Annotated in this window: 20 protein-coding genes and 1 tRNA gene; 8 read left to right on the top strand and 13 right to left on the bottom strand. The window is 69.2% G+C overall.

Annotated features, from left to right (window positions below):
- Window positions 1-25: 25 nt before the first annotated feature.
- From LT971_RS09085 to LT971_RS09065, 5 genes are all read right to left on the bottom strand, one after another.
- Window positions 26-1015: a restriction endonuclease gene (locus LT971_RS09085; RefSeq protein WP_237006606.1), complete on the bottom strand. Its 990-nt coding sequence runs from the start codon at window positions 1013-1015 to the stop codon at window positions 26-28.
- A gap of 91 nt (window positions 1016-1106) precedes the next feature.
- Window positions 1107-2807, bottom strand: coding sequence for a DUF7282 domain-containing protein (locus LT971_RS09080; protein WP_237006605.1), 1701 nt, complete (start codon window positions 2805-2807; stop codon window positions 1107-1109).
- A gap of 76 nt (window positions 2808-2883) precedes the next feature.
- Entirely contained in the window at window positions 2884-3258 is a 375-nt protein-coding gene (locus tag LT971_RS09075; protein WP_237006604.1) for a 2Fe-2S iron-sulfur cluster-binding protein, read from the bottom strand.
- Window positions 3259-3378: 120 nt separating this feature from the next.
- On the bottom strand, window positions 3379-4281 hold the full coding sequence (locus LT971_RS09070; protein WP_237006603.1) for a serine/threonine-protein kinase RIO2: 903 nt from the start codon (window positions 4279-4281) through the stop codon (window positions 3379-3381).
- 539 nt (window positions 4282-4820) lie between these two features.
- A complete protein-coding gene (locus LT971_RS09065) occupies window positions 4821-5651 on the bottom strand; it encodes a bacteriorhodopsin (RefSeq protein WP_237006602.1) in 831 nt (276 codons plus the stop codon).
- 142 nt (window positions 5652-5793) lie between these two features.
- On the opposite strand from LT971_RS09065, the gene LT971_RS09060 reads away from it, so the two are divergent.
- Window positions 5794-6606: a lipoate--protein ligase family protein gene (locus LT971_RS09060; protein WP_237006601.1), complete on the top strand. Its 813-nt coding sequence runs from the start codon at window positions 5794-5796 to the stop codon at window positions 6604-6606.
- A gap of 11 nt (window positions 6607-6617) precedes the next feature.
- On the opposite strand, the gene LT971_RS09055 is transcribed toward LT971_RS09060, so the two are convergent.
- Entirely contained in the window at window positions 6618-7151 is a 534-nt protein-coding gene (locus tag LT971_RS09055) for a redoxin domain-containing protein (protein ID WP_237006600.1), read from the bottom strand.
- 82 nt (window positions 7152-7233) lie between these two features.
- On the opposite strand from LT971_RS09055, the gene LT971_RS09050 reads away from it, so the two are divergent.
- The 3 genes from LT971_RS09050 (at window position 7234) to LT971_RS09040 (ending at window position 10205) form a co-directional block, all read left to right on the top strand.
- Window positions 7234-8067, top strand: a complete 834-nt coding sequence (locus LT971_RS09050) for a deoxyribonuclease IV (RefSeq protein ID WP_237006599.1) — start codon at window positions 7234-7236, stop codon at window positions 8065-8067.
- Between the two features lie 180 nt (window positions 8068-8247).
- Window positions 8248-9054, top strand: a complete 807-nt coding sequence (locus LT971_RS09045) for a class I SAM-dependent methyltransferase (protein ID WP_237006598.1) — start codon at window positions 8248-8250, stop codon at window positions 9052-9054.
- A gap of 53 nt (window positions 9055-9107) precedes the next feature.
- On the top strand, window positions 9108-10205 hold the full coding sequence (locus tag LT971_RS09040; protein ID WP_237006597.1) for an aminopeptidase: 1098 nt from the start codon (window positions 9108-9110) through the stop codon (window positions 10203-10205).
- Window positions 10206-10317: 112 nt separating this feature from the next.
- Here the strand turns inward: LT971_RS09040 and LT971_RS09035 are convergent, their stop codons facing one another.
- Entirely contained in the window at window positions 10318-10965 is a 648-nt protein-coding gene (locus LT971_RS09035; RefSeq protein ID WP_237006596.1) for a DUF7095 family protein, read from the bottom strand.
- A 95-nt stretch (window positions 10966-11060) separates the two neighbouring features.
- Between LT971_RS09035 and LT971_RS09030 the strand changes: the two genes are divergently transcribed.
- The 3 genes from LT971_RS09030 (at window position 11061) to ncsA (ending at window position 15059) form a co-directional block, all read left to right on the top strand.
- The gene (locus tag LT971_RS09030) at window positions 11061-12446 is read left to right on the top strand and encodes an MFS transporter (protein WP_237006595.1); all 1386 of its coding nucleotides are present in this window, start codon (window positions 11061-11063) and stop codon (window positions 12444-12446) included.
- 85 nt (window positions 12447-12531) lie between these two features.
- Window positions 12532-13908, top strand: coding sequence for an HD domain-containing protein (locus LT971_RS09025; RefSeq protein WP_237006594.1), 1377 nt, complete (start codon window positions 12532-12534; stop codon window positions 13906-13908).
- A gap of 182 nt (window positions 13909-14090) precedes the next feature.
- Entirely contained in the window at window positions 14091-15059 is a 969-nt protein-coding gene (gene ncsA / locus LT971_RS09020; protein WP_237006593.1) for a tRNA 2-thiolation protein NcsA, read from the top strand.
- A 166-nt stretch (window positions 15060-15225) separates the two neighbouring features.
- Here the strand turns inward: ncsA and ftsZ are convergent, their stop codons facing one another.
- From ftsZ to LT971_RS09005, 3 genes are all read right to left on the bottom strand, one after another.
- The gene (gene ftsZ / locus LT971_RS09015; protein WP_237006592.1) at window positions 15226-16410 is read right to left on the bottom strand and encodes a cell division protein FtsZ; all 1185 of its coding nucleotides are present in this window, start codon (window positions 16408-16410) and stop codon (window positions 15226-15228) included.
- 4 nt (window positions 16411-16414) lie between these two features.
- Complete coding sequence (gene cdrS, locus LT971_RS09010) at window positions 16415-16582, bottom strand: transcriptional regulator CdrS (RefSeq protein ID WP_089668569.1); 168 nt, start codon at window positions 16580-16582, stop codon at window positions 16415-16417.
- A gap of 175 nt (window positions 16583-16757) precedes the next feature.
- Entirely contained in the window at window positions 16758-17345 is a 588-nt protein-coding gene (locus LT971_RS09005) for a double zinc ribbon domain-containing protein (protein WP_237007039.1), read from the bottom strand.
- Between the two features lie 118 nt (window positions 17346-17463).
- Between LT971_RS09005 and LT971_RS09000 the strand changes: the two genes are divergently transcribed.
- Window positions 17464-17537: transfer RNA gene (locus LT971_RS09000), tRNA-Tyr, on the top strand.
- A 322-nt stretch (window positions 17538-17859) separates the two neighbouring features.
- Here LT971_RS09000 and LT971_RS08995 read toward each other — a convergent pair.
- The 3 genes from LT971_RS08995 to LT971_RS08985 form a co-directional block, all read right to left on the bottom strand.
- A complete protein-coding gene (locus LT971_RS08995) occupies window positions 17860-18729 on the bottom strand; it encodes a UbiA family prenyltransferase (protein ID WP_237006591.1) in 870 nt (289 codons plus the stop codon).
- 114 nt (window positions 18730-18843) lie between these two features.
- Entirely contained in the window at window positions 18844-19869 is a 1026-nt protein-coding gene (locus tag LT971_RS08990; protein ID WP_237006590.1) for a lysylphosphatidylglycerol synthase transmembrane domain-containing protein, read from the bottom strand.
- 57 nt (window positions 19870-19926) lie between these two features.
- Complete coding sequence (locus LT971_RS08985; RefSeq protein WP_237006589.1) at window positions 19927-20898, bottom strand: alkaline phosphatase family protein; 972 nt, start codon at window positions 20896-20898, stop codon at window positions 19927-19929.
- Window positions 20899-20919 lie beyond the last annotated feature (21 nt).

Raw genomic sequence — 20919 nt, 5'->3', positions numbered from 1 at the left:
ACGCCGGGGGTTAAGAACTTCGGAACTACTCCACGTCGAACGCGAGGTCGTGGCTGCGCTCGAAGCGCAGCCCCGGCCCCTCGTAAGTCTCGACGACCGTCGCGCCGTCGAAGTCGGCGGGCGCCAGGAACACGACGACGCCGCGCGCCGACCCGTTCCCCGGCACCGGCTTCGGGAGCTGGGTCGACCGGAAGGAGTCGCTGGCGTTCTCGAACGACTGCACCGACCGGAACGAGTCGTTGACCGCCAGCGCGAAGTGACTGTCACGCAGCGCCACCGTCTCGTTGCCGGCCGCCGACGCCTCGAACTGCACGACGACGAACGTCTGGCCGTCGGGCGCCGAGTAGTTCCCCAGCTCGGTCTGCGTCCGCGCATCCCACTGCACGGTCGCCGCCGTCTCGTTGGCGTCGGACAGCGACAGCGCCGTCACTGTGGGCCCGTCCGCACCGCCGCCACCGTCGCCGCCGCCACCGCCGACGAACGGCACCGACCCGAGCAGTGTCGGCCCGACGAACACGGCGGCCGCCACCACCATCGCCGCCACCAGAATCGGGACGACCGGAACCCCCGCCGGCACCGACACCGGCAGCGCCGGCAACTGGCCGAGCAGGCCGCCGCCACCGTCGCCGTCGCCACCGCCGTCGTGCTCGCCGACGAGGTGCTCCGCGCCCTCGTCGCGGACGGACGTCGCCAGCTCGTTCGGGTCAAGCAGGTGGACGTCCGCCGAATCCGCCGCGCTCCGCGCGCCGGTCGTGAACCGCCCGCGGGTCGCCATCACGCGCACGTCAACGCCCTTCCGGTCGCAGAACGCCGCGAAGTCCTCGACCTCGGAGGCGTCTACCTCCGTGTCGGCGTCGGGGCGCACGCCGATGAGGCCGCGCGTGCCGCTGTCCTTGTCCCCGGCGACCAGGTACGTGCCGTCGTCGTTGGCGGTCACCGACGTGTCCCAGCCCTTCTCGCCCCAGAAGTCCGCGAGGAACTCGGGGAACGACGACTCGGGCATCTCCTCGAACATCACCGACCCGCCCCCGTGTGTCGCACCAGTCCGGTCATGCAGCGGTCGTTCACCTGCAAGGAGCACACCCGCTGTACATAAACTGCCGGGGTCACTGTCGCCCCGCGAGCACCGCGGCCGCCGCCAGCGCCACCGCGACCAGCACCGGCGATAGCGGCATCGTTCCACCAGCGGACCCTCCCCCACCGGCCTGATTCGGCGTCAGCGGCACCGACTCCTCCGTGTCGAGGCTCCGCTGCGTGGTCGTCGGCGCCGCCGTCTCGTTGCCCGGCTCCGTGGTCGTCTCGTTCGTCACCGTCGTGGTGTCGTTCGCGGGTTCGGGCTCCGGACTCACGGTCGCGTTCGCCTCGACGACTGCTCCGTCGACCCGGTACGCCGCGTCGCTGTCGTCGAGTGTCCCGTTGCGGTTCGCGTCCGCCACGGCCCTCGCCGTCAGCACCGTCTCGTTGCCGAGGCGGTCCACGAGCGGCACGCTCACGTTCCCGTGGTCACCGACGCCGAGCTGTCTGGACACCCCGAGCGTGCTGCTGTTGTTCGACCGGACCACTTCCACGAACCCGCCGTGGGACAGCGAGACGTTCTCCACAGTCACCGCCCCCTGGTCGACCTGCTGGTCGGCGAACGACAGCGACCCCTCCGCCTCCGTGAGCTCGACGGTCTCCTCGCTTTCGCCCCGGTAGTTCAGCACCCACAGCGGGAACTCGCTGGGCACCGCCGCCGTCGAGAACGAGAAGTCCGTGGTGAACGACCCGTCCGCCCCGACCTCGACGACGTTGCGCCAGAGCTTCGCCTGTGGAGTCTCCTGGAGCGCCCGAACGTCCAGTGTCGTCTGCGGCGCGAGGTTTGTCTGCCCCTCCACGCGCAACTGCCGGTCGTCCCACGGCGCCAGCGCGAACGACGGGCTCGCCGACAGCTCGACGTCCGGCCTGACAACTGTCACGCGCTCGCGCACGAGAACCTCGTCTTCCTCGACCAGATTGCTCGACGAAGTCAGCGTCACCCGGAACTCGTAGGTGTTGTTCGAGTTCCGGTGTGGCGCCACGTCGGCGTCCCAGAACACGGCGAACTCGTCGGACTCGCCAACGTCAGAGACGACGTGGACCTCGCCGCCAGAGTACGTCTCCGCGACGGTGTTCGGCTCGGGGTCGATCTCGACGACTTCCGCCTCGATCGCGCTGTCCAGCCGGGCGTCGGTGCTGGACTCCGGCAGAGCCCACCCCAGCCCGCTCTCGTTCACCACGACGGCGGCGTAGTCGTCGCGCGCGACGGTGTCCCGGTCGCTGACGCTGCCGAGGACGCCCCCGACGTCCTGCTCCTCGAAGTCGAGGTCGTCGGGCGCGATGCCAGCCGTCCCCGTGGTCTCACCGCGCGGCAGGACTTCCAGCGTCCCGGCGGCCTGCTCGACGCCGTCGATGGTCACCGACAGCCGGTACTTCCCGGGTTCGAGCGACTGGTCGATCGGGGAACTCACGAGCTCGGCGCTCCCGACCGAGAGGAAGTCGGTGGGGTCCGCAGACGTCGTGTTGTACGTCTGCAGGGTCACCGTGTCTGTCCCCGACCCGCCGAGTGGCACGCGCACCTCGAAGCCGTCGGACTGACTCCCGATGGTCAGGTTGGCGTTCGTCGAGTGGCTCACCGAGATGTCGACGTCGTCCCCGCGCACGACCGTCACGTAGCCGTCGTTACCGAACGACGCCGACTCGTCGTTCGGGTCGGCGGCAGCCAGCGGTGTCGCGGCGACGCCGGCGACGACGAGCAGGAGGGCGACGGTCGCCGCAGCAGTGCGTTCCATGCGTGAAGTCCCCCGAGTTAGCCCGACGTTACCGGGCCCACGATATAAATGCGCGTGGGTAGCTGTGTCGCGGCCCTCACTCGCGGCCGCCCCACACGCGCTTCTCGGGGAGCAACTCGACGACCATGCCGTCCTCGACCGACAGCTGGCAGGACAGCCGCGGGTACCCGAACCGGGCAGCCAGCCGGTCGTGCCAGTGCTCGGGCTCGCGGCTGTCGCGCAGTCGCACGCCGCAGGTGGCACACAGCCCGCGGCCGCCGCAGTTCGCGCGCGCCGTCACCGTCGAGTACGGCGACAGCCCGGCCGCGAGCAGTGCGTCCCTGAGCGGTTCGCCCGCCGTCGCAGCGATCTCCGTGGTGTCCTCGCCGTGCTCGACGACGACCCGAGCGCACCCGTCGTCTCCGCTGGCGCTCTCGTCGCTGTCGTCGTCACAGCGCTCCGCGTCGCTCATACGACAGCGTCGCACTCCAGCCGGAAAACCCTCACACCGACTTGTTTACTATCGCGACATACGGTATATCGAAGCGACGCGGAGCAGTCGCTACGCCGTCACCGAGCCCACAGGACGAGGTCAGTAGTCGTCGACGCTGCCGAACTCGCCGCTCGCGACCGCGTCGGCGACGGCGGTGAGGTCGACGTCCGGGACGTCGCTTGGGTACTTCTGCTGGAAGTACCGCACGATGTTCTCGACGTCGCGGTCCAGCAGCTCGCGCGCGTTCTCGTGGTCGGCCGGCGTCGCCTGCGGCCAGTCGAACAGCACCACGCCGTCCTCGTTCACGAAGACGTTGTACTCGCTGACGTCCGCGTGCACGTACCCCTCGCGGTAGGCGGTAGCCACCTCCCGCAGAATCAGATCGAGGACGCCGCTGGCCTGCGCCGGCTCCAGTTTCGCCTTCGAGAGCTCAGTGCCGTCGACTTTCTCCATAACGATGGCGTGGCGGTTGTGGTCGACCGGCCGCGGCACGTTCACCGTGGGGTACAGTGTCTCCAGTGCGTCGTACTCGCGTTCGGCGGCCTTGCGCGCGGTGTACTGCCAGGACGTGTGTTCCTTCTCGCTCGTGTAGTCCCGGCCCCGGTGGACTTCCCGGAACTGCGTGTAGCCCTCGCGGTGGAACTTTAGCGCCATCGGCCGGAACGACTGCACCTCGTAGACGTCGCTCTCCTTGCCGACGCCGAGCGGCGAACCGAACCCTTCGACGGTGTCCCGTTCGGCGAACGCGTGCAGCGCGAGTACGTCGTAGCCCGCGAACGTGAGCTGGACGCCCTCGTACTGGATGGTCTTGCGCTCGAGGAACTCCCTGTCGAGCATCCGCTCGAGTCGGTAGTCCACCTCCTCTGGCGTGAGTCGCGCGAACTCCGGGAGTTTCTCCCGGCTCACCCACTCCGAGAACCGCATCCCGTGCTCGACGCCCGACAGCAGGTGGAAGTCCTCCGGGTCGAGGTCCGCGATTTCGTCGGCGACGTTCCGCACCATTCGCCCGAGCGTAGTCGGCCGTCGGGTATAAGCCCCGTGGAGGGGCACTCACCCGCCCCAGCCGAGACAACCACCCCGACTTAAAGAAACGTGGGTTCGGCCGCATTCCACCGGTCTGGCGATTGCAGCGCCGATTCTGTGACCACTGCGAATCCCTGATAAATCCTAATGCGCGATATAGAAACTGGGGATGCCCCAACCCACGCCGCGGGTAGACGGGGAGGAAGCCGCGCCGAGCCGGCGCAAATACGGGATTCACCGCCGCGGCCGCGAACTGGCCGGCCTGCTGGCCGGTGCTCGTCGCAGGCGCAGGTGTCACTGGCCCGTCGGCGTCTCCCGCGAGCGAACTGTCGAGGAAGTGATTGCCAGCTGTTTCCACTAGGGGCGTCGTCACAGCAGCCGTCAGTCAGCTACCGGGTGGTCGCGGCATCCAACATGCTCGTCGCGCTGCTGGCCGGCTGTTCTCGCGCGAGATGAGCCGTCGGCCAGTCGGTCTAGCGCTCGACCGACCGGCCCGAGTGCGGGGCACCCTCCACCCGCTAGTCGTCGCCGGGTGCGGCGCCGAGTGTGCTGCCTGCCGACGCCACCGTCCGCTCGTTGTCCGCGACCCACTGCAACAGCAGGAACGCGAACACGTACTTCGCGAAGATGTCCAGCAGCGAGTACGCCCACGACGTCAGGCCGACGGACTCGACGAGCGCCAGCCCCTCGACGCCGACGGCCCAGATGATGGGGTAGCCGAGCCAGAGCACGACGGTGAGCACGCGCAGTGTCTGGAAAATCTCGGCAGTCCCCGCGTCTTCGGCGGCTGCCGTCCACTCCGTCAGGAGGGCGTACAGGACGACCACGAAGAACGCACAGCTGACGAGGTAGAACGCCCACCGGAACAGCAGCGAGGACGTCGTCATCGCTGCCGCCAGCCCGGTCACGCACATTCCGATGTCCGCCGCGATGACGGTGAACAGGCTCCCACGGTCCACGTCGGCGAGCAGGCCGAGTGCGAGCAGTATCATCGGTGTCGACAGCGCCCACGTGAGGTACCGGCCCCACTGGCTGAGCACTTCCTCGCCGGCGAGAGGGTGTCCGGCCGGCATCTGGAGGAAGCCGACAGTGAGCCCCGACAGCAGGCCGAGGTAGCTCGATATCGACACGAGGGGAATCATCAGCGTCGCCCCCCAGATGAGCCGCGCGCGGCCGCCCCTGACGTTCCGGCCCATGTACACGAACAGCAGGACGGCGACGCCGGCGAGCGCGACGTTCACCCACAGCGACGAGTTCAGCAGGGCGTCGTCCCGTATCGCGGAGACGACGTCTGACTGTGCGGTCAGTAGCGATGCCTGCGCCGCGAACTCCACGCCTGATCCAGACATACGAATGACATGACTTGGCACACCCACATATAACCCGGACCAAATCAGGGCAGTTTCCCGGTCGAACGTCCGGACCTGCCCGCGGCGACTGGCTGCCGCGGGGTGACGAACCGCTTTTGCCACTCGCAGCGAAACGTGTGGTATGGCTCTTGCCGACCGGGAGTGGCGACTGATTCGCGAGGAGGCTCGCAGCGGGCCCATGCAGATGGCGCTGGAGGAGGTCGCCGCGCAGACGGCGGCCGACGGCGGGCCCCGCACGGTTCGGGCGTACACGTGGTCGCCGTCGACGCTCTCGATGGGGTACCGGCAGGCTGCCGACTCCGTCGACTGGACGGACGCCGACGAGGCCGGCGTCGACGTGACGCGCCGACAGACTGGCGGCGGCGGCATCTACCACGACGAGCACGCCGACATCTCCTACACAGTCGTCGGTCCCGCCGACGAGCTCCCGGGCGACCTCATGGAGTGCTACGACCTGCTCTGCGAGCCGATTCTCGACGCCTTCCACGAGATGGGCGTCGACGCCGCGTTCGTCGACGAGGAGTACCCGGCGCTCCACGAGCCGGCGTGCTACCTGCGCGCGCTCCACCCCGCCCACGACATGGTCGCCGGCGGCAAGAAGATCGCCGGGAACGCCCAGTACCGCACCCGGGACGCCGTCATCCAGCACGGCTCGCTGTCCTACGACCTCGCCGTCGACGACCACCTCGGCGTGTTCGCCGACCCGGGGGTCGACGAGGCGAGATTCCGAGAGCGCGTGACGAGCATCCGCGAGCAGGCCGGCATCGGCCGCGATGAGGCGGTCGAGACGCTGGCGGACGCACTCCAGTCGTGGTGTGGCGCGACCGTCGGCGAGTGGACCGACGACGAGCTCGCGGCGGCCCGGGAGCTCGCGGCAGCGAAGTACGCGACCGACGACTGGACCCGCGAGCGAACAGACCCGACCGACGCCTGACCTCGGGCCGCTCAGTCGAACCCGAACGTCTCCGGCTCCTGTGGCGAGAGCTCCTCGACGGCTTCCCTGATCTCGTCCAGTGGCGGCTGGTCCCGCGTCGGATCCAGCGGGTGGTCGCCCACCCAGCGGTACCGGACGACGCCGTCCTCGTCGACGAGGAACACCGAGCGCTTCGAGCGCGGGAACACCTTGAAGGTCCGGTAGCTCACGCCGAACGCGTCCGACACGGCGAGGTCGCGGTCGGAGAACAGCGGGAAGTCGATGTCGAGGTAGTCGATGAACTTCCGGTGGGTCGCCACGCGGGACTTGCTCGACCCGACGACGGAGACGTCGCTGGTGGACGTGAACCAGCCGTAGTCGCGGAAGGAACACCACTCGTCCACGCAGTCCGGACTGAAGTCGTTCGTGTAGAACACGACCAGCACCGGGCCGTCCGCGTACAGCTCCGACAGCCGCGTGGTCTCAGTGCTGCCGTCTGCACGCACGAGTTCTGCGGCCACGTCGGGGACCTCGTCCCCCACCGAGAGCGCGTCGTCGGAAGCCATACCGCCTCCTACACTCCCAGCGACGCATAGGCGTTGCGTCCGTCTCCGAAGCCGCTAAGTCGGCCCGGTCGCAGGGTAGGGTATGCGCGTCGGTGCACACGTCTCCATCGCTGGCGGTGTCGACAACGCCGTCGAGAACGAACTCGACGTCGGCGGGAACTGCGGCCAGATATTCACGCACTCGCCGCAGGTCTGGCAGGACCCGAACGTCGGCGACGACGAGGCGGCCGCGTTCCGCGAAGGGACGGCAGGCGACCTCGACGGTCCCTGGGTCATCCACTCGTCGTACCTCGTGAACCTCTGCACGCCCAAGGACGGTCTCCGGGAGAAGTCCGTCGACAGCATGCAGAAAGAGGTCGACGCCGCCGACAAACTCGACATCCCGTACGTGAACGTCCACCTGGGCGCGCATACGGGCGCCGGCGTCGACCAGGGTCTGGACAACGCCGTGAGCGCGCTCGACGAACTCGACGTTCCCGACGACGTCACCGTCCTCGTCGAGAGCGACGCCGGCTCCGGCACGAAACTCGGCGGTGACTTCGAACACCTCGCGTACGTCCTCGCGGAGTCCGAGCAGGACCTCGAAGTCTGTCTGGACACCGCTCACATGTTCGCTGCCGGCTACGATCTCTCGACGCCCGCGGCCGTCGACGACACGCTCGCCGAGTTCGACGACGTCGTCGGCCTCGACGACCTCGCCTGCGTCCACCTCAACGACTCCAAACACGAGTGTGGCACCAACAAGGACGAACACGCCCACATCGGCGAGGGGCTCATCGGCGAGGACGGGATGCGTGCGTTCGTGAACCACGACGGCATCACCGACCACGACGTCCCGCTCGTGCTGGAGACGCCGAACGAGGACGGCAAGGGATTCGCGTGGAACATCGACCGCGTCCGCGACCTCCGCGAGTGACCCCACGGTCAAAGACGCGTTTCAGTCTGGGCCGGAACTAAGTCCGAGCCGTCCCACGGTTCGAGTGCGTCCGCCCGCCTGCCATCCCACGCTCCCGCCTGCCATGGCGCCCCGGGAGCGCGCGGCGGACGGCCGCCCCGACCCGTCAGTTTTTCGCCCCTTCCCCCCTTCGCTGTGTCCGTGCGCGAGTTCAGCGCCGACTACCTCACGGAGACGCGCCGCGGCATGTGGAGCGACCGCGACGCGCTCGCGTCGCTGGACCTCGCCGGTCGCTCGCGGATTCTGGACGTCGGCGCCGGCACCGGCGAGCTGGCGGCCGTGTTCGCCGAGGAGTCCGACGCCGAGGTCGTGGCGCTGGACGCGGACCCGGGCCTGCTCGGGCACGCGGCCGACGCGGACCACCGGCTCGCGGGCGACGCCACCCGACTGCCCGTACGGGACGACGCCTGCGACCTCGTCGCCTGTCAGGCACTGCTCATCAATCTGCCCGACCCGGCGGCCGCCGTCCGCGAGTTCGCTCGCGTCTCCACGGACCTCGTGGCCGCCGTCGAACCCGACAACGGCGCCGTCACGGTCGACTCGACCGTCGACTCGGAGACGACGCTGTCGGCGCGCGCCCGCCAGTTCTACGTCGACGGTGTGCAGACGGACGTCGCGCTCGGCGCCGACGCCGCCGACCTCCTCGAGGACGCAGGGCTCGTGGACGTCTCGACGACGCGCTACGACCACACCAGAGTTACCGAGCCGCCCTACGACGACGCCGCACTAGAGGCCGCCGCGCGGAAGGCGACGGCCGACCGGCTCGCCGACCAGCGCCCCGAACTCGCCGCCGGCGGGCTCGCCGACGACGCCTACGACGACCTGCGGGCGGCGTGGCGCGAGATGGGGCGGGAAGTCGTCGCGCAGATGCAGGCCGGCGAGTACGTGCGCCGCGAGACCGTGCCGTTCTACGTGACGGTCGGCGCGGTGCCACGTGACAGCGAGTAGACCGAGGAGTCGTTCAGGAAACCCTTTTCGGCGGTCGCTGTCTCGGTCCGGGCATGGACGAGCGAGTGCGCCAGCACGCGGAGATTCTCGTGGACCACTGCGCCGACGTGCAGCGAGGCGACATGGTCCAGATCACGGCGAGCAAGCAGGCCGAAGACCTCGTCGTCGCACTGTACGAGGCCCTCGGTGAGCGGGGCGCCCGGCCGTCGCTGACGTGGAGCCTCCCGAAGGCGTCCCGGGCGTACGCGCGAGCGATGGACGAGGACGACTACACGACGAAAGCCCACGACCTCGCCGCGATCGAAGAGACCGACGTGGTGTTCCTCGTCGGCGGCGGGCCCAACGCCTTCGAGACGAGCGACGTGCCGCCGGCGAAGTCGCAGGCGGGCAGCCGCGCCCACCAGCCGATTCTCGAAGAGCGGCTGGGCACCCGGTGGGTCATCACGACGCACCCGACGGCCGCCGGCGCACAGCAGGCCGAGATGAGCACTGGCGCGTACGAACAGTTCGTCTACGACGCCGTGAACAAGGATTGGGCCGAGCAGAGCGAGTTCCAGGCCCAGATGGTCGAGCTGCTCGACCCCGCCGAATCGGTGCGCATCGTCTCCGGCGAGTCGACCGACCTCACGATGCGCGTCGACGGGATGCAGGCGCTGAACGACGACGGCGACCGGAACATGCCGGCCGGCGAAGTGTTCACGTCGCCGGTCCCGGACTCGGTCGAGGGCGAGGTGTACTTCGACAAGCCGCTGATGCGGCAGGGCAACGAGATCGACGGCGTCTCGCTGACGTTCGAGGACGGCGAGGTCGTGGACTTCGCCGCCGACCAGAACGAGGACGTCCTCGAGAGCATCCTCGACACCGACGACGGCGCCCGACGGCTGGGCGAGCTGGGCATCGGGATGAACCGGGACATCGACCGGTTCACGTACAACATGCTGTTCGACGAGAAGATGGGCGACACCGTCCACCTCGCCGTCGGCGCCGCCATCGACGAGTGCGTGCCCGAGGACCGCGAGTTCAACGACTCCGCCGTCCACATGGACATGATCGTCGACATGAGCGAGGACTCGTTCATCGAGGTCGACGGGGAAGTCGTCCAGCGCAACGGCACCTTCCGGTTCGAAGACGGCTTCGACACCGAACAGTAGCGCCCGACAGTGGCGAACAGGCGGCGGTCGCTCCGACCGGGACTGCCGCGCTCCCGCCGCCCCCGGCCGGCGTCGAGTCAGTACACACCGGGGGTGGTCCCGCTATCGTACTTCAAACTACGTCGCCGCGTACCGTCGCGCCTGTCGCGCGCTCGCGGCGCTCTTTCACCGCGTCGGCGGCCAGTTCGGCTTCGTCCTCCTCGGCGCCCAGCATCTCCAGCGCCTCGGGGAACGTCGGGAAGACGAGTTCGCCGTCCCGGAGCTTCTGGAGGGCGTCCTCGCCGCGCTGGCCGTCAGCGTAGAGGCAGACGCCGCGCGGGTCGAGGACGTGCTCGTAGGTCTCGGTGGCGAGCGCGCCCTCCAGGCGCTGCGTGACGTTGTCCTCGAAGCCGGCGTTGCAGACTTCGAGGTGGATGGGTTCGTCGTCGTCCACGAGGTGCGCGGCGAGGCAGCGCTCGGGCGCGACGTGGCCGTTCTCGTTCGCCCGCAAGTGCTCGGGGTGGGCGTCGGCCCAGGACGCTCGCACCGTCTTCCCGACGCCGGCGACGCCGTACTCGCGTTCGAACTCGTCGGCGCGGTCGGCGTCGTCGCCCCGCAGCAGGACGTCCTTCGTGAGGTAGACGTCGAGGCGGTCGACGGGGTCGAGGCCGAGCGCCACGTCGCCGTACACCCAGACCTCGCGGACGGGCACCGGCATCTCGTCGTCGACGACCGTGTCGAGCAGCGCCTCGACGCGGTCGACGGCGGCGTCGCGGTCCATACACCCCGTTAGCGGGCGTGTGCCGAAAACCGTTGTGCAACGCCGGTGGCTCCCGAACCCGAGGAGTAACGTGGGCGCCCTGCGTGGTCCCTGGTATGGCAGACGGCGCCGCCGAGGAGCCCGGGGAGGTCGACGCGTTCGACTCCTACCGGCAGTTCTTCGCCCTGGAGCCGGACGTGCTCGTGCTGTCGGTGGCGATGCTCGTGTTCAGCCTCGCCTTCCAGATGACCACGCGGTACGTCCCCGAGTACATCTTCACGCTCGGCGCCGGCGGCGCCGTCGTCGGCCTGTACGGCAGTCTCGGCAACCTCATCTCGGCGGTCTACCCCTACCCGGGCGGCGCGCTCTCCGACCGGGTCGGCTCCCGGGTGGCGCTGACGGCGTTCGCAGTCGTGACGACGGTGGGGTTCCTCGTGTGGGCGGCCGCCCCGATGCTGCCCGGGTTCGTCGTCCCCGAGGTCGCACTGGGGCCGCTGGACCTCGGTGGCTGGGCGGTCGGCGCGTGGGTGTGGGTGTTCGTCGGGCTGTTCCTGACGCAGGCGTGGAAGTCGTTCGGGCTCGGCGCGACGTTCGCCATCGTGAAGCAGTCCGTGGACCCGGGCCGGCTCGCGATGGGGTTCGCGAGCACCGAGATCTTCCGCCGCGTCGGCTTCCTGCTCGGGCCCGCCATCGCGGCCGGCGTGCTCGCCGTCTACGAGTTCCAGCTGGGGTTCCAGTACGTGCTCCTGCTCGCGACCGGGTTCGCGGCCGTCGCGACTGTCGCCCAGCACTCCCTCTACGACGCATCCGAAGACACCATCGGCGACTCTTTCGAGGGACTGGACGCCATCAGGCGTGACCTCGCAGCGATGCCCGAGACGCTGCGCCCGCTGTTGCTCGCGGACACCCTCATCCGGTTCGCGAACGGGATGGTGTACGTGTTCTTCGTCGTCGTCGTGACGCGATACCTCGACGTCGGCTTCACGGGGTTCGGCGTCTCGCTGCCCCCGGCGGCGTTCTTCGGCGTGCTGTTGTCCGTCGAGATGGCGGTCGCCATCCTCACGAAGGTCCCCGTGTCGAAGCTCGCCGAACGCACGGGCCTCAAGCCCGTGGTCGGCCTCGGCTTCCTCGTCTACGCGACGTTTCCGGTGTTGCTCGTCAACGCGCCCGCCGACCAGTGGGCGCTCGTCGCGCTGTTCGCGTACTCCGGGCTACGGTTCGCGGGACTGCCCGCGCACAAGGCGCTCATCGTCGGGCCCGCCGAGCAGGACGCCGGCGGCCGCGTCACGGGCACGTACTACCTCGTCCGGAACACCGTCGTCATCCCGAGCGCCGCGCTGGGCGGCGTCCTCTATCAGGGCGACTGGACGGCCCCGGTTCCGGTCGTCGACGCCACCCTGACTGCCGGACCCGAACTGTCGTTCACGCTCGCGACCGTCGTCGGGCTCGCCGGCGTCGCGTACTTCGCCGCGTTCGGTCGGGAGTTCGAGGCCTACGCCTGAAGACCGAAAGACGGAGGCCGCTGCCCGCCGTCCGTCCGACAATCTCCGAGCGGTCCGCTCGCCGGACCATCGTTCACCCCCAGCCATGCCAACCACGCAACTCAAGGACCCAGTCCACGGCTACGTCGAACTCGACGCGGCGCTCCTCGACGGCATCGTCGACCGGAAGCCGTTCCAGCGGCTCCGGCACGTCCGCCAGCTGTCGGCGACGAACCTCGTCTACCCGGGCGCGAATCACACGCGCTTCGAGCACTCCATCGGCGTCTACCACCTCGCGAAGACCGTCTTCGAGAACCTCCGCGAGCAGCGGTACTTCTACCAGGACGCCACCACCGCCGAGCTCGACGACATCCAGCGCACGCTGGAGTGCGCGGCGCTCCTGCACGACGTCGGCCACCCACCGTTCTCCCACCTCGGCGAGCGCTACCTCGACCGGCAGGAGCTGCTCGACAGACTCGCCGACTACGCCCTCCAAGAGACGTTCGCGGACGCCGGCGTCGGCGACGCGCCGCTCCGGGAGGCCAGCCCGCACGAGCTGTTCGGCTGCCTGCTCGTCTGCCGAGAGTTCGCCGACGCCCTCGAATCGATGGACGTCGCCCCTCACGAGGTGTGCGCCCACGTCCTCGGCTACAGCCTCGCGTACGAGCGCGGCGGCCGCTGGCAGCACGGCGTCGCCGCCCAGATACTCCACTCCCCAATCGACGTCGACCGCCTGGACTACATCACGCGGGACAACCAGATGACCGGCGCCGACGTCCTCAGCTTCGACACCGCCCGCATGGTCGCGTCTTACACCGCCCACCCCGACGAGGGGCTGGCGCTCTCGGACAAGGCTCTCTCCACCATCGGGAACTACCTCGAGGGCCGCATCGCGCTGTACATGTGGGTGACCCAGCACCACAAGTCGGTGTACGCCCACGCGCTCCTCCGGGACATGCTGGACGAACTCGACGCGCTCAGCGACGACCCCCCAGTGACCATCGACGCCGTCCTCGAGGGCGGCATCGACGACAACACCATCCTCGAACGCCTCCGGGTCGCCGCGCGCGACCACCCCGACTCGACGCTCGCCGACCTCTACGACCGCTTCCGCGGCCGCGAGTTCCCGGAGACGTGCTGGAAGCACCGCATCGCGTACGCCGACCGCGTCGACGCCGACATCGACGACTTCGGCGACTGGCTCTCCGAGCACGCCGACCGCCTCGAAGCCAGCCTCGCCGAGGAACTCGGCGTCCCCGTCCACGAGGTCTGGATCGAGCAGTCCTACGTCCCCGAGTACGAGCCCCAGGCCCTCGAAGACATCCCCATCGCGTACGGCGGCACCACGCGCTCGGTCGGCGACTGGGGGCTGTACGGCGACCGCGCCTTCGACTCGCCGATCCCGTTCGTCTTCGTCCCCTACGGCGTCGAGAAGCAGGCCACGCGCACGCTCACCGCCTGGTTCCACGACGAGACGGCCTGACAGCGCTGTTTCCTCTGCCCGCGCTCCACCACGTCGGCCAGCGGCCGTGCTTCCCTGCGAGCGAATCTGTGTCCCGGGTCCGCCCGCCGCACCGCGATTTGCTATCCCGGTATGTGATTTACGAGTCGCTGCTCGCGCGCGTCCCGAAACGGTGAAACAACCGACGCTGCTACGTGAGGCCGATGGACTGCACGAAGTGCGACCGCGACGCGGTGATGCACGCCGCCTACTCCGGCGCCCACCTCTGCGAGCCGCACTTCCTCGAGAGCGTGGAGCGCCGCGTGCGGCGGCGCGTCCGCGAGGACGACATGCTGCCCGCCGACGCCACCCCCGAGGACCCGGATACGTGGGTCGTCGGACTGTCCGGCGGGAAAGACAGCGTCGTCCTCACGGACATCCTCCACGACACCTTCGAGGAGGACCCGCGGGTCGAACTGGTCGCGCTCACGATTCACGAGGGCATCGAGGGCTACCGCGACGAGAGCCTCGACGCCTGCGAGGAACTCGTCGCCGAGCACGGCATCCGCCACGAGGTCGCGACCTACCGCGAGGAGTTCGACGTCGAGATGGACGACGTCGCCGAGGAGGATCCCCTGGACATGGCGCCCTGTGCGTACTGCGGGGTGTTCCGGCGGGACGTGCTCGCGCGGTACGCCGACGAGTACGACGCGGACAAACTCCTCACCGGTCACAACCTCGACGACGAGGCCGAGACCGCCCTGATGAACGTCTTCGAGGGGAACGTCGAACAGGTCGCCAAACACTTCGACGCGAGCCTCGGGCCGTTCGGGGAGCGCAACGAGAAAGACGGGATGATTCCGCGCGCGAAACCGCTGCGGGACGTCCCCGAGAAGGAGGTCGCGCTGTACGCCCAGCTCCGGGACCTCCCGGTCCACATGGAGGAGTGCCCGCACGCCAGCGAGGCGTTCCGCGGCGAGATTCAGGACCTCCTGCTCGAGCTCGAAGAGAACCACCCGGGGACCCGCCACTCAATCATGGCGGGCTACGAGGAGCTGGCGAGCCTCGCCGCCGACGAGTACGGCGGCGACGAAGACAGCGAGGCGGTCGGCGAGTGCGAGGCGTGTGGCGCCCCCACGACGCAGGACCGCTGCCGGAAGTGCGGGCTGCTCGACGCCGTCGAGTCGGTGTAAGACGAGCCGATATCGTCTTTTTCTGTCGCTCTCCCAGGGGGGAACTGTGAGTGCGACGCACAGCGTCGAAGCGAAGCACCTGGAGAACGGAAAACCGGAGACTGCGGGAGCGCCGACACTGGCCGGGCAGCGAGACGGACAGTGAAAAGGGACCGCGCGTGGCGGCTTACCGGATGACGTCGAGGCCGTTCTCCTGCTCGACCTCGTCCTGGCCGCCGTCGGAGTGCGCGCCGCCGAAGCCGCCCGCGGTGGTGTCCTCGGTCGCGCGCTCGGTCGACGCGTCGACGTCCTGGAGCTCTTCCCGGGACTTGTCGGCCTGCTTCTGCGTGCTCGGGCCGAGCACCTGCGCGGACTGCACGCCCGTCATGATGGCCATGACGCGCACCTTGCCCTTGTAGTTCTCCTGGATGCGGGCGCCCCAGATGACGTTCGCGCTCGCGTCCAGCCGTTCCGTGATGTTGTCTGCGATGCCCTCGGCCTCTTTCAGCGTGAGGTCCGGACCACCGGTAATGTGGACGAGACCGCCGCTCGCGCCGCGGTAGTCGACGTCCAAAAGCGGGTGGTTCATCGCGTCCTTCACGACCTCGTTGGTCTTGTTCTTGTCCTGGGTCTCCCCGACCAGCATTACGGCGACGCCACCCTGGTTCATGATGGCGGTCATGTCGGCGTAGTCGAGGTTGATGAGGCTGGGCTGGGTGATCGTCTCCGAGATGCCCTTGACGGTCTCCGCGATGATCTGGTCCATCACGGAGAACGCCTTGCCGATGGGCAGGTTCGGGACGTAGTCCAGCAGCCGGTTGTTGTCGAGGACGATGATGGAGTCCGCTTCTTCGCGGAGCTTCTCCAGACCCTCCTCGGCTTTGACGGTGCGGGCGCGCTCGACGTTGAACGGGGTCGACACCATGCCGACGACGATGGCGCCCTGTTCTTTGGCGATCTTCGAGATCACCGGCGCCGCGCCGGTGCCCGTGCCGCCACCCATGCCGGCGGTCACGAACACGAGGTCGGCGTCGCCGAGTACCTCCTTGATGGTACCCTGCGCCATCTCGGTGGCGCGCTCGCCCATCGAGGGGTCGCCGCCCGCGCCGAGGCCGTTCGTCAGGGACTTCCCGACGAGGATCTTCGTGTCGGCCTCGATCATCTTCAGGTGCTGTTTGTCCGTGTTGATGGCGACGGTGTCGGCGCCCTCGACGCCGATGTTGTACAGCCGGTTGACCGTGTTGTTGCCGGCGCCGCCAGCGCCGACGATGACGATTCGGGGGTCACCGAACTCGTCGCCGTCGCCGTCGGCGTCCATCTCGCGCTGTTCCGCTTCGGCGTTGTCGAGGGCGTCCTGGACGATGTCCTGCATCTGTCTACACCTTCGCCCAGTTCTTCGGACCGGTCTGGTCCGTCTGTTCGTCGATCATCTCGCGAACGGCCGAGCGAATCGCCTCGCTGCGGTTGGGGAACTTCCCCCGTTCGACCATCTGTTCCACCTCGTCGATCTGTTGTTCCGGAATCCGGAGTGTCACACGCTCCATATTTGGTATCCCCGTGTTGGTAAGACGGACCCGGTCTCCCGCTCTCGTGTCTTACACCGCCGGCCCGGCGCGAAGGGGCCACGCCGTCCGGCGGTCCCGTGTAAGACGACCGTCTTACGTACGACAACCCACACTGCCTTGGGATAAATAATTAACGGCGGTGTAAACAGGTGTCTTACCCCTGCCGGTCGAGAGCGTCCGCCGACGCCGTTCGCCGACCGCAGTGTGGACAGAACGACCAGTCAGCCCGCACCTCGTCGCCGCACTCGCAGAACACGCGATGTGTCGCCTTCTCCCCGCAGTTCGGACAGTACACATGGTCGCCAGACAGCGTCGACCCGCACTGGTTGCACGACCCGTCAGCGGCCGGACTGTTCTGCTGGCGGTCCGGGTGACGGTCGCCGCCCGCAGCTACGGGATCGCTCTCGGTGGCTGCCGTCCGCTCGGCCTCCACGCTCGTGGCGGCCGGCGACTCGACCGTGATATTCACGTTCACGTCCCGCCCACGACCCGCCGAAGCGTGGGTGTCTCCCCCGGCGCGGCGGTCGCCGAGCGCGTCCTCGACGAGCTCGTCCACGCGGTCCGCTACCACCGCGTCCAGCGACCCGGCGTCGCCGCCGCCGCCACCGTTCCCGACCGCGGGCTCGCCGTGCTGGGCGAGGTACGTGCGGAGCGCCTCCCGCATGACCTCGCTCTTCGAGGCGTCGAGGTCCTCGACGGCGGCGACGAGGTCGTCGTCCGCGCGGAACGTGACTTTCGACATGGCGATTGTCATACAGTACCAGCCCCCGGGTTATTAAATCCCTGGGCGTGTCCGACGGCTGTCTCCCGGCCCGAATGACAACCCTTAAATTTCGACCACGGCCTACGTTTGGGTGCATCCGCCCTTAGCTCAGACCGGTAGAGCAGTCGACTGTAGATCGACTTGTCCCCCGTTCAAATCGGGGAGGGCGGACTGCTTCTGCGCGAACGCGCGAACTCAGTGAGCCCGTGAGCGCGACGTACGTCCGCCCGAACCGAATTGAGCTCGTGAGTCGCGCGCAGCGAAGCGAGCACGTCTCACGGCGTTCAAATCGGGGAGGGCGGACTTCCTTCGCGAATCCAACCGAGTAGATTTGAAGACGGCAGCCGCAGGCTCGCGAGCCGAGTGAGCGGCACCGTCCGGGCTCGGTTCAACTCTGGGCAGGCGGACGTCTCCTGCGAACGCCGTCCGCACTCGTACGTCTGGGAGCGCGACTTTCTGAGAGCCGCGTAAACGACGTCGAGAACGGCCGCGGCTACAGGAATCCGCCGGCGTCTAGGGCGACTGCCAGCACTGCGAGCGCGACGTGTTCGCCGTCGACCACGAGACCGTAGAAGAGCGCGCTGCGGTCGGGCGTCGCGAAGGGGACGTAGGCCGCGACGTAGGCGTGGAGGGCGAGCAGGACGAGGAAGCGAGCGGGGAGCACGCTGGCTGCGACCAGAACGGCGACGGCGGCGGCGAGAACTACGTTGGCGGCGGCCGCGGCGCGACGGGCGGTGGCGGGGTCGTAGACGACGGGGACGGTGCGGATGCCGGCGGCTGCGTCGCCGTCGACGTCTTTCACGTCGAAGACGACGGCAGCGACGGTGATGACGGCGCCCGTCCAGCCCGCGAGCAGCCAGACGTGGGGGTCGCCGAGCTGGTGGGCGTACGCGCCGACGCCGAGCGGGACGGCTGCCCAGGCGGCGCCGACGAGGAGGTTCTTCACGAGGAATACGCGCTTGGCTCGCAGCCCGGAGTAGACGGCGACAGCGACGACGGGGAGCGCGACGAACTCGACGTGGGGGACGTCGCGGGTGGCGGCGAGCGCGACGGCGGCGGCGTAGAGGACCACGCCGGCGGCGAGGAGGCGGCGGCCGTGGCGGCGGGCGAACGAGGCGCGAGCGGGGAGGTTTGCGGCGTCGGCGTCGGCGTCCGTGACGCGGTCGGCGCCGTAGACGAACAGGGTGGCGGCGAACACTACGAACAGCGCGAGCGGGTCGAGTGGGGCGTCGACGAGCACGCTGGTCGTGGTGGCGGCGCCGGTGGCGGCCAGCGAGACGAGGAGGTTGCTGTGGACAGTCCAGCGCGCGACCGCGGCTGCGGGCCCGAGCCAGTCCGGGAGCGGGTGGCGAGTGGACGCCATCCGGTCGGTGGGGAGTCGGGGCCGCCGACGAATAAAGCCGGTTCGCGTGCCCGAACTTCGGGAATCGACGGCGAGCGTGGGCACTACTGGTCGCTGGCCTGTCGTCGCGGGGCGTCAGGCGTCTCGTGCCCGCGCCCGGAGCACGGCGAGGGACCCGCCGCCGACGGTCATCGTCAGCCAGAAGCCGCCGATGCGGTGGATGACGACGGCGGCGGCGACCAGCGGGGCGGTGGCGCCGGTCATCGCCGTGAGGAGGACGACGTGGACGGACTCGATGCTGCCGAGGCCGCCGGGGGTCGGGCCGATGCCCGCCATGGTGCCGACGGGGATGACGAAGAACGGGACGTAGAGCGGGATGGGGGTGCCGAGCGCGGCGAAGATGACCCACATCGCGGTCGCCTGACACACCATCCCCAGCGTGGACAGCGCGAGCGCTCTCGCGAGCCGTCTCGGGTCGGCAGCGAGGCGCTCCAGGGAGGCGAAGAACTCCCGGACGCCGTCCTCGACGCGTTCGGGCGTCGGGACAGAGACCCGGGGCACGACGCGTGCGAGCAGGCGCAGCGGCGGTGTGAGGACTCGCACCACGGTGGCTTTCAGCGCGTCCCGGACGTACCAGATGGCGAGCGCGAGCGCGCCGACAGTCAGCCCGAACAGGCCGACGACCCAGACGACCGACTGGAGCCGCGGACCAACGGTGCTGAACACGGCGTACGTGGCGCTGCCGACCAGCCCGAGACCGGTGGAGGGGACGAAGTTGAGCGCGTCGGCGCCGGCGATAGCCGCCAGCGCGGTCTCGTAGTCGGCGTCCGAGACGTCCGTCGTAAGGAGAGCAGCGACCGGCTCGCCGCCAGCCTGTCCGAACGGCGTGAGGTTGTTCGCGAACGCCGCGCCCGCGAACACGAGCACCGCCGACCGCACCGGCACCGAGATGTCCAGAATCCGCCAGACGACCCAGAGCGAGGCCCCCTGTACGACGACCCAGCCCAGCATCAGCCCGCCGGCGACGCCGACGAGCGGGAGGCTGGCGCGGCCGAGCGCGTCGAGGATGTCGCCCGTGCCGATGATCCAGAACATCACCGCGAACACGGCCGCCGCGGCGCCGAACCCGACCAGCGTCGACCAGACCTGTGACCGGTTCATTGTCGAGTCTGGGCGTGCCGTGTCCGACGCCGGTGCGTCGTGGCAGTGCGAGGGTCGTTACCGGTAGCCGAGTGCTTCGAGCTGTTCACTGTTGGGGTCCGTCTGGTTGGTGTCTGTGGCGGTGCCGTCGCGGACGGTCTTCCGCTCGTCGAACGGCGGGACCGCCAGCGGGACTCTGACCAGCGGCGTCGCGGGCGTGTTCGCGGGGTGGCCCCACTGGGAGAACTCGCCGACCCAGCGGCCGTCGCGCTCGCCGAGGAGGTCGCCGTGGTCGGCCGTGACGACGGTCTTCCCCTCGAGGTCGTCGACGAGCGCCTCGACGTGCTCCATCGCGAGTTCGAGGGACTCCCGGTACGCCGCCCGAACGGTCTCGGGCTCGACGAGCCCGGCCTTCACGGCGGCGTACGGCTTCGAGTCGTCCATCTCCGCGTCGCCCGACCGCATCGACTGGATGGCGGCGCCGCTCGGGAGGTCGTCGGCGGTCGGCCCGATGTAGGGGATGTGTGGCTGGACGAGGTGGACGAGCAGCCGCTTGTCGGGGTGGTCAGTGGCGGCCTCGCGGGCGGCCGCACAGACGTCCTCGGGCATGACGGTGTCGTACTCGTCGTTCCACTCGTCCTGCCAGACGTGGCGAATCTCGTGGAAGTCGCCGGTCGGCTCGTTCGCCACCCGGGGGTTCGAGTTCACGTACACGAGGTCGGATTCAGTCACCGACGGCGGGTAGTTCGCCGCGAGGTACTGGCCGGTGTCCGAGCCGGCCGCGAGCCGCGGTCGCAGGTCCCAGGAGGGGTCGGCGACGGACTCGAAGGTGTCGTACCGGCAGGCGTCGAGGACGATGCAGTTGTCCCAGTCCGCGTCGCCGATCGTGGTGGCTTCGGCGTCGCCGGTGCGGCGCTGGTACGCCCACCCGGCTCGCCGCAGCGGCGCGGTGAGGACGTGCCGCCAGACGAAGTCCGGCCCCTCGAGCCAGAACGACGGGTCCCGCCAGTTGTCCCGGAGCACTCCGAGGGTCCGTCGGAGTCGGTTCACAGCAGCCGTTGTCTCACCACG

Origin of the sequence: Halobacterium rubrum (assembly GCF_021729015.1) — an archaeon.
Taxonomy (GTDB): domain Archaea; phylum Halobacteriota; class Halobacteria; order Halobacteriales; family Halobacteriaceae; genus Halobacterium; species Halobacterium rubrum.
This window is presented reverse-complemented; position numbering and strand designations above follow the sequence as displayed.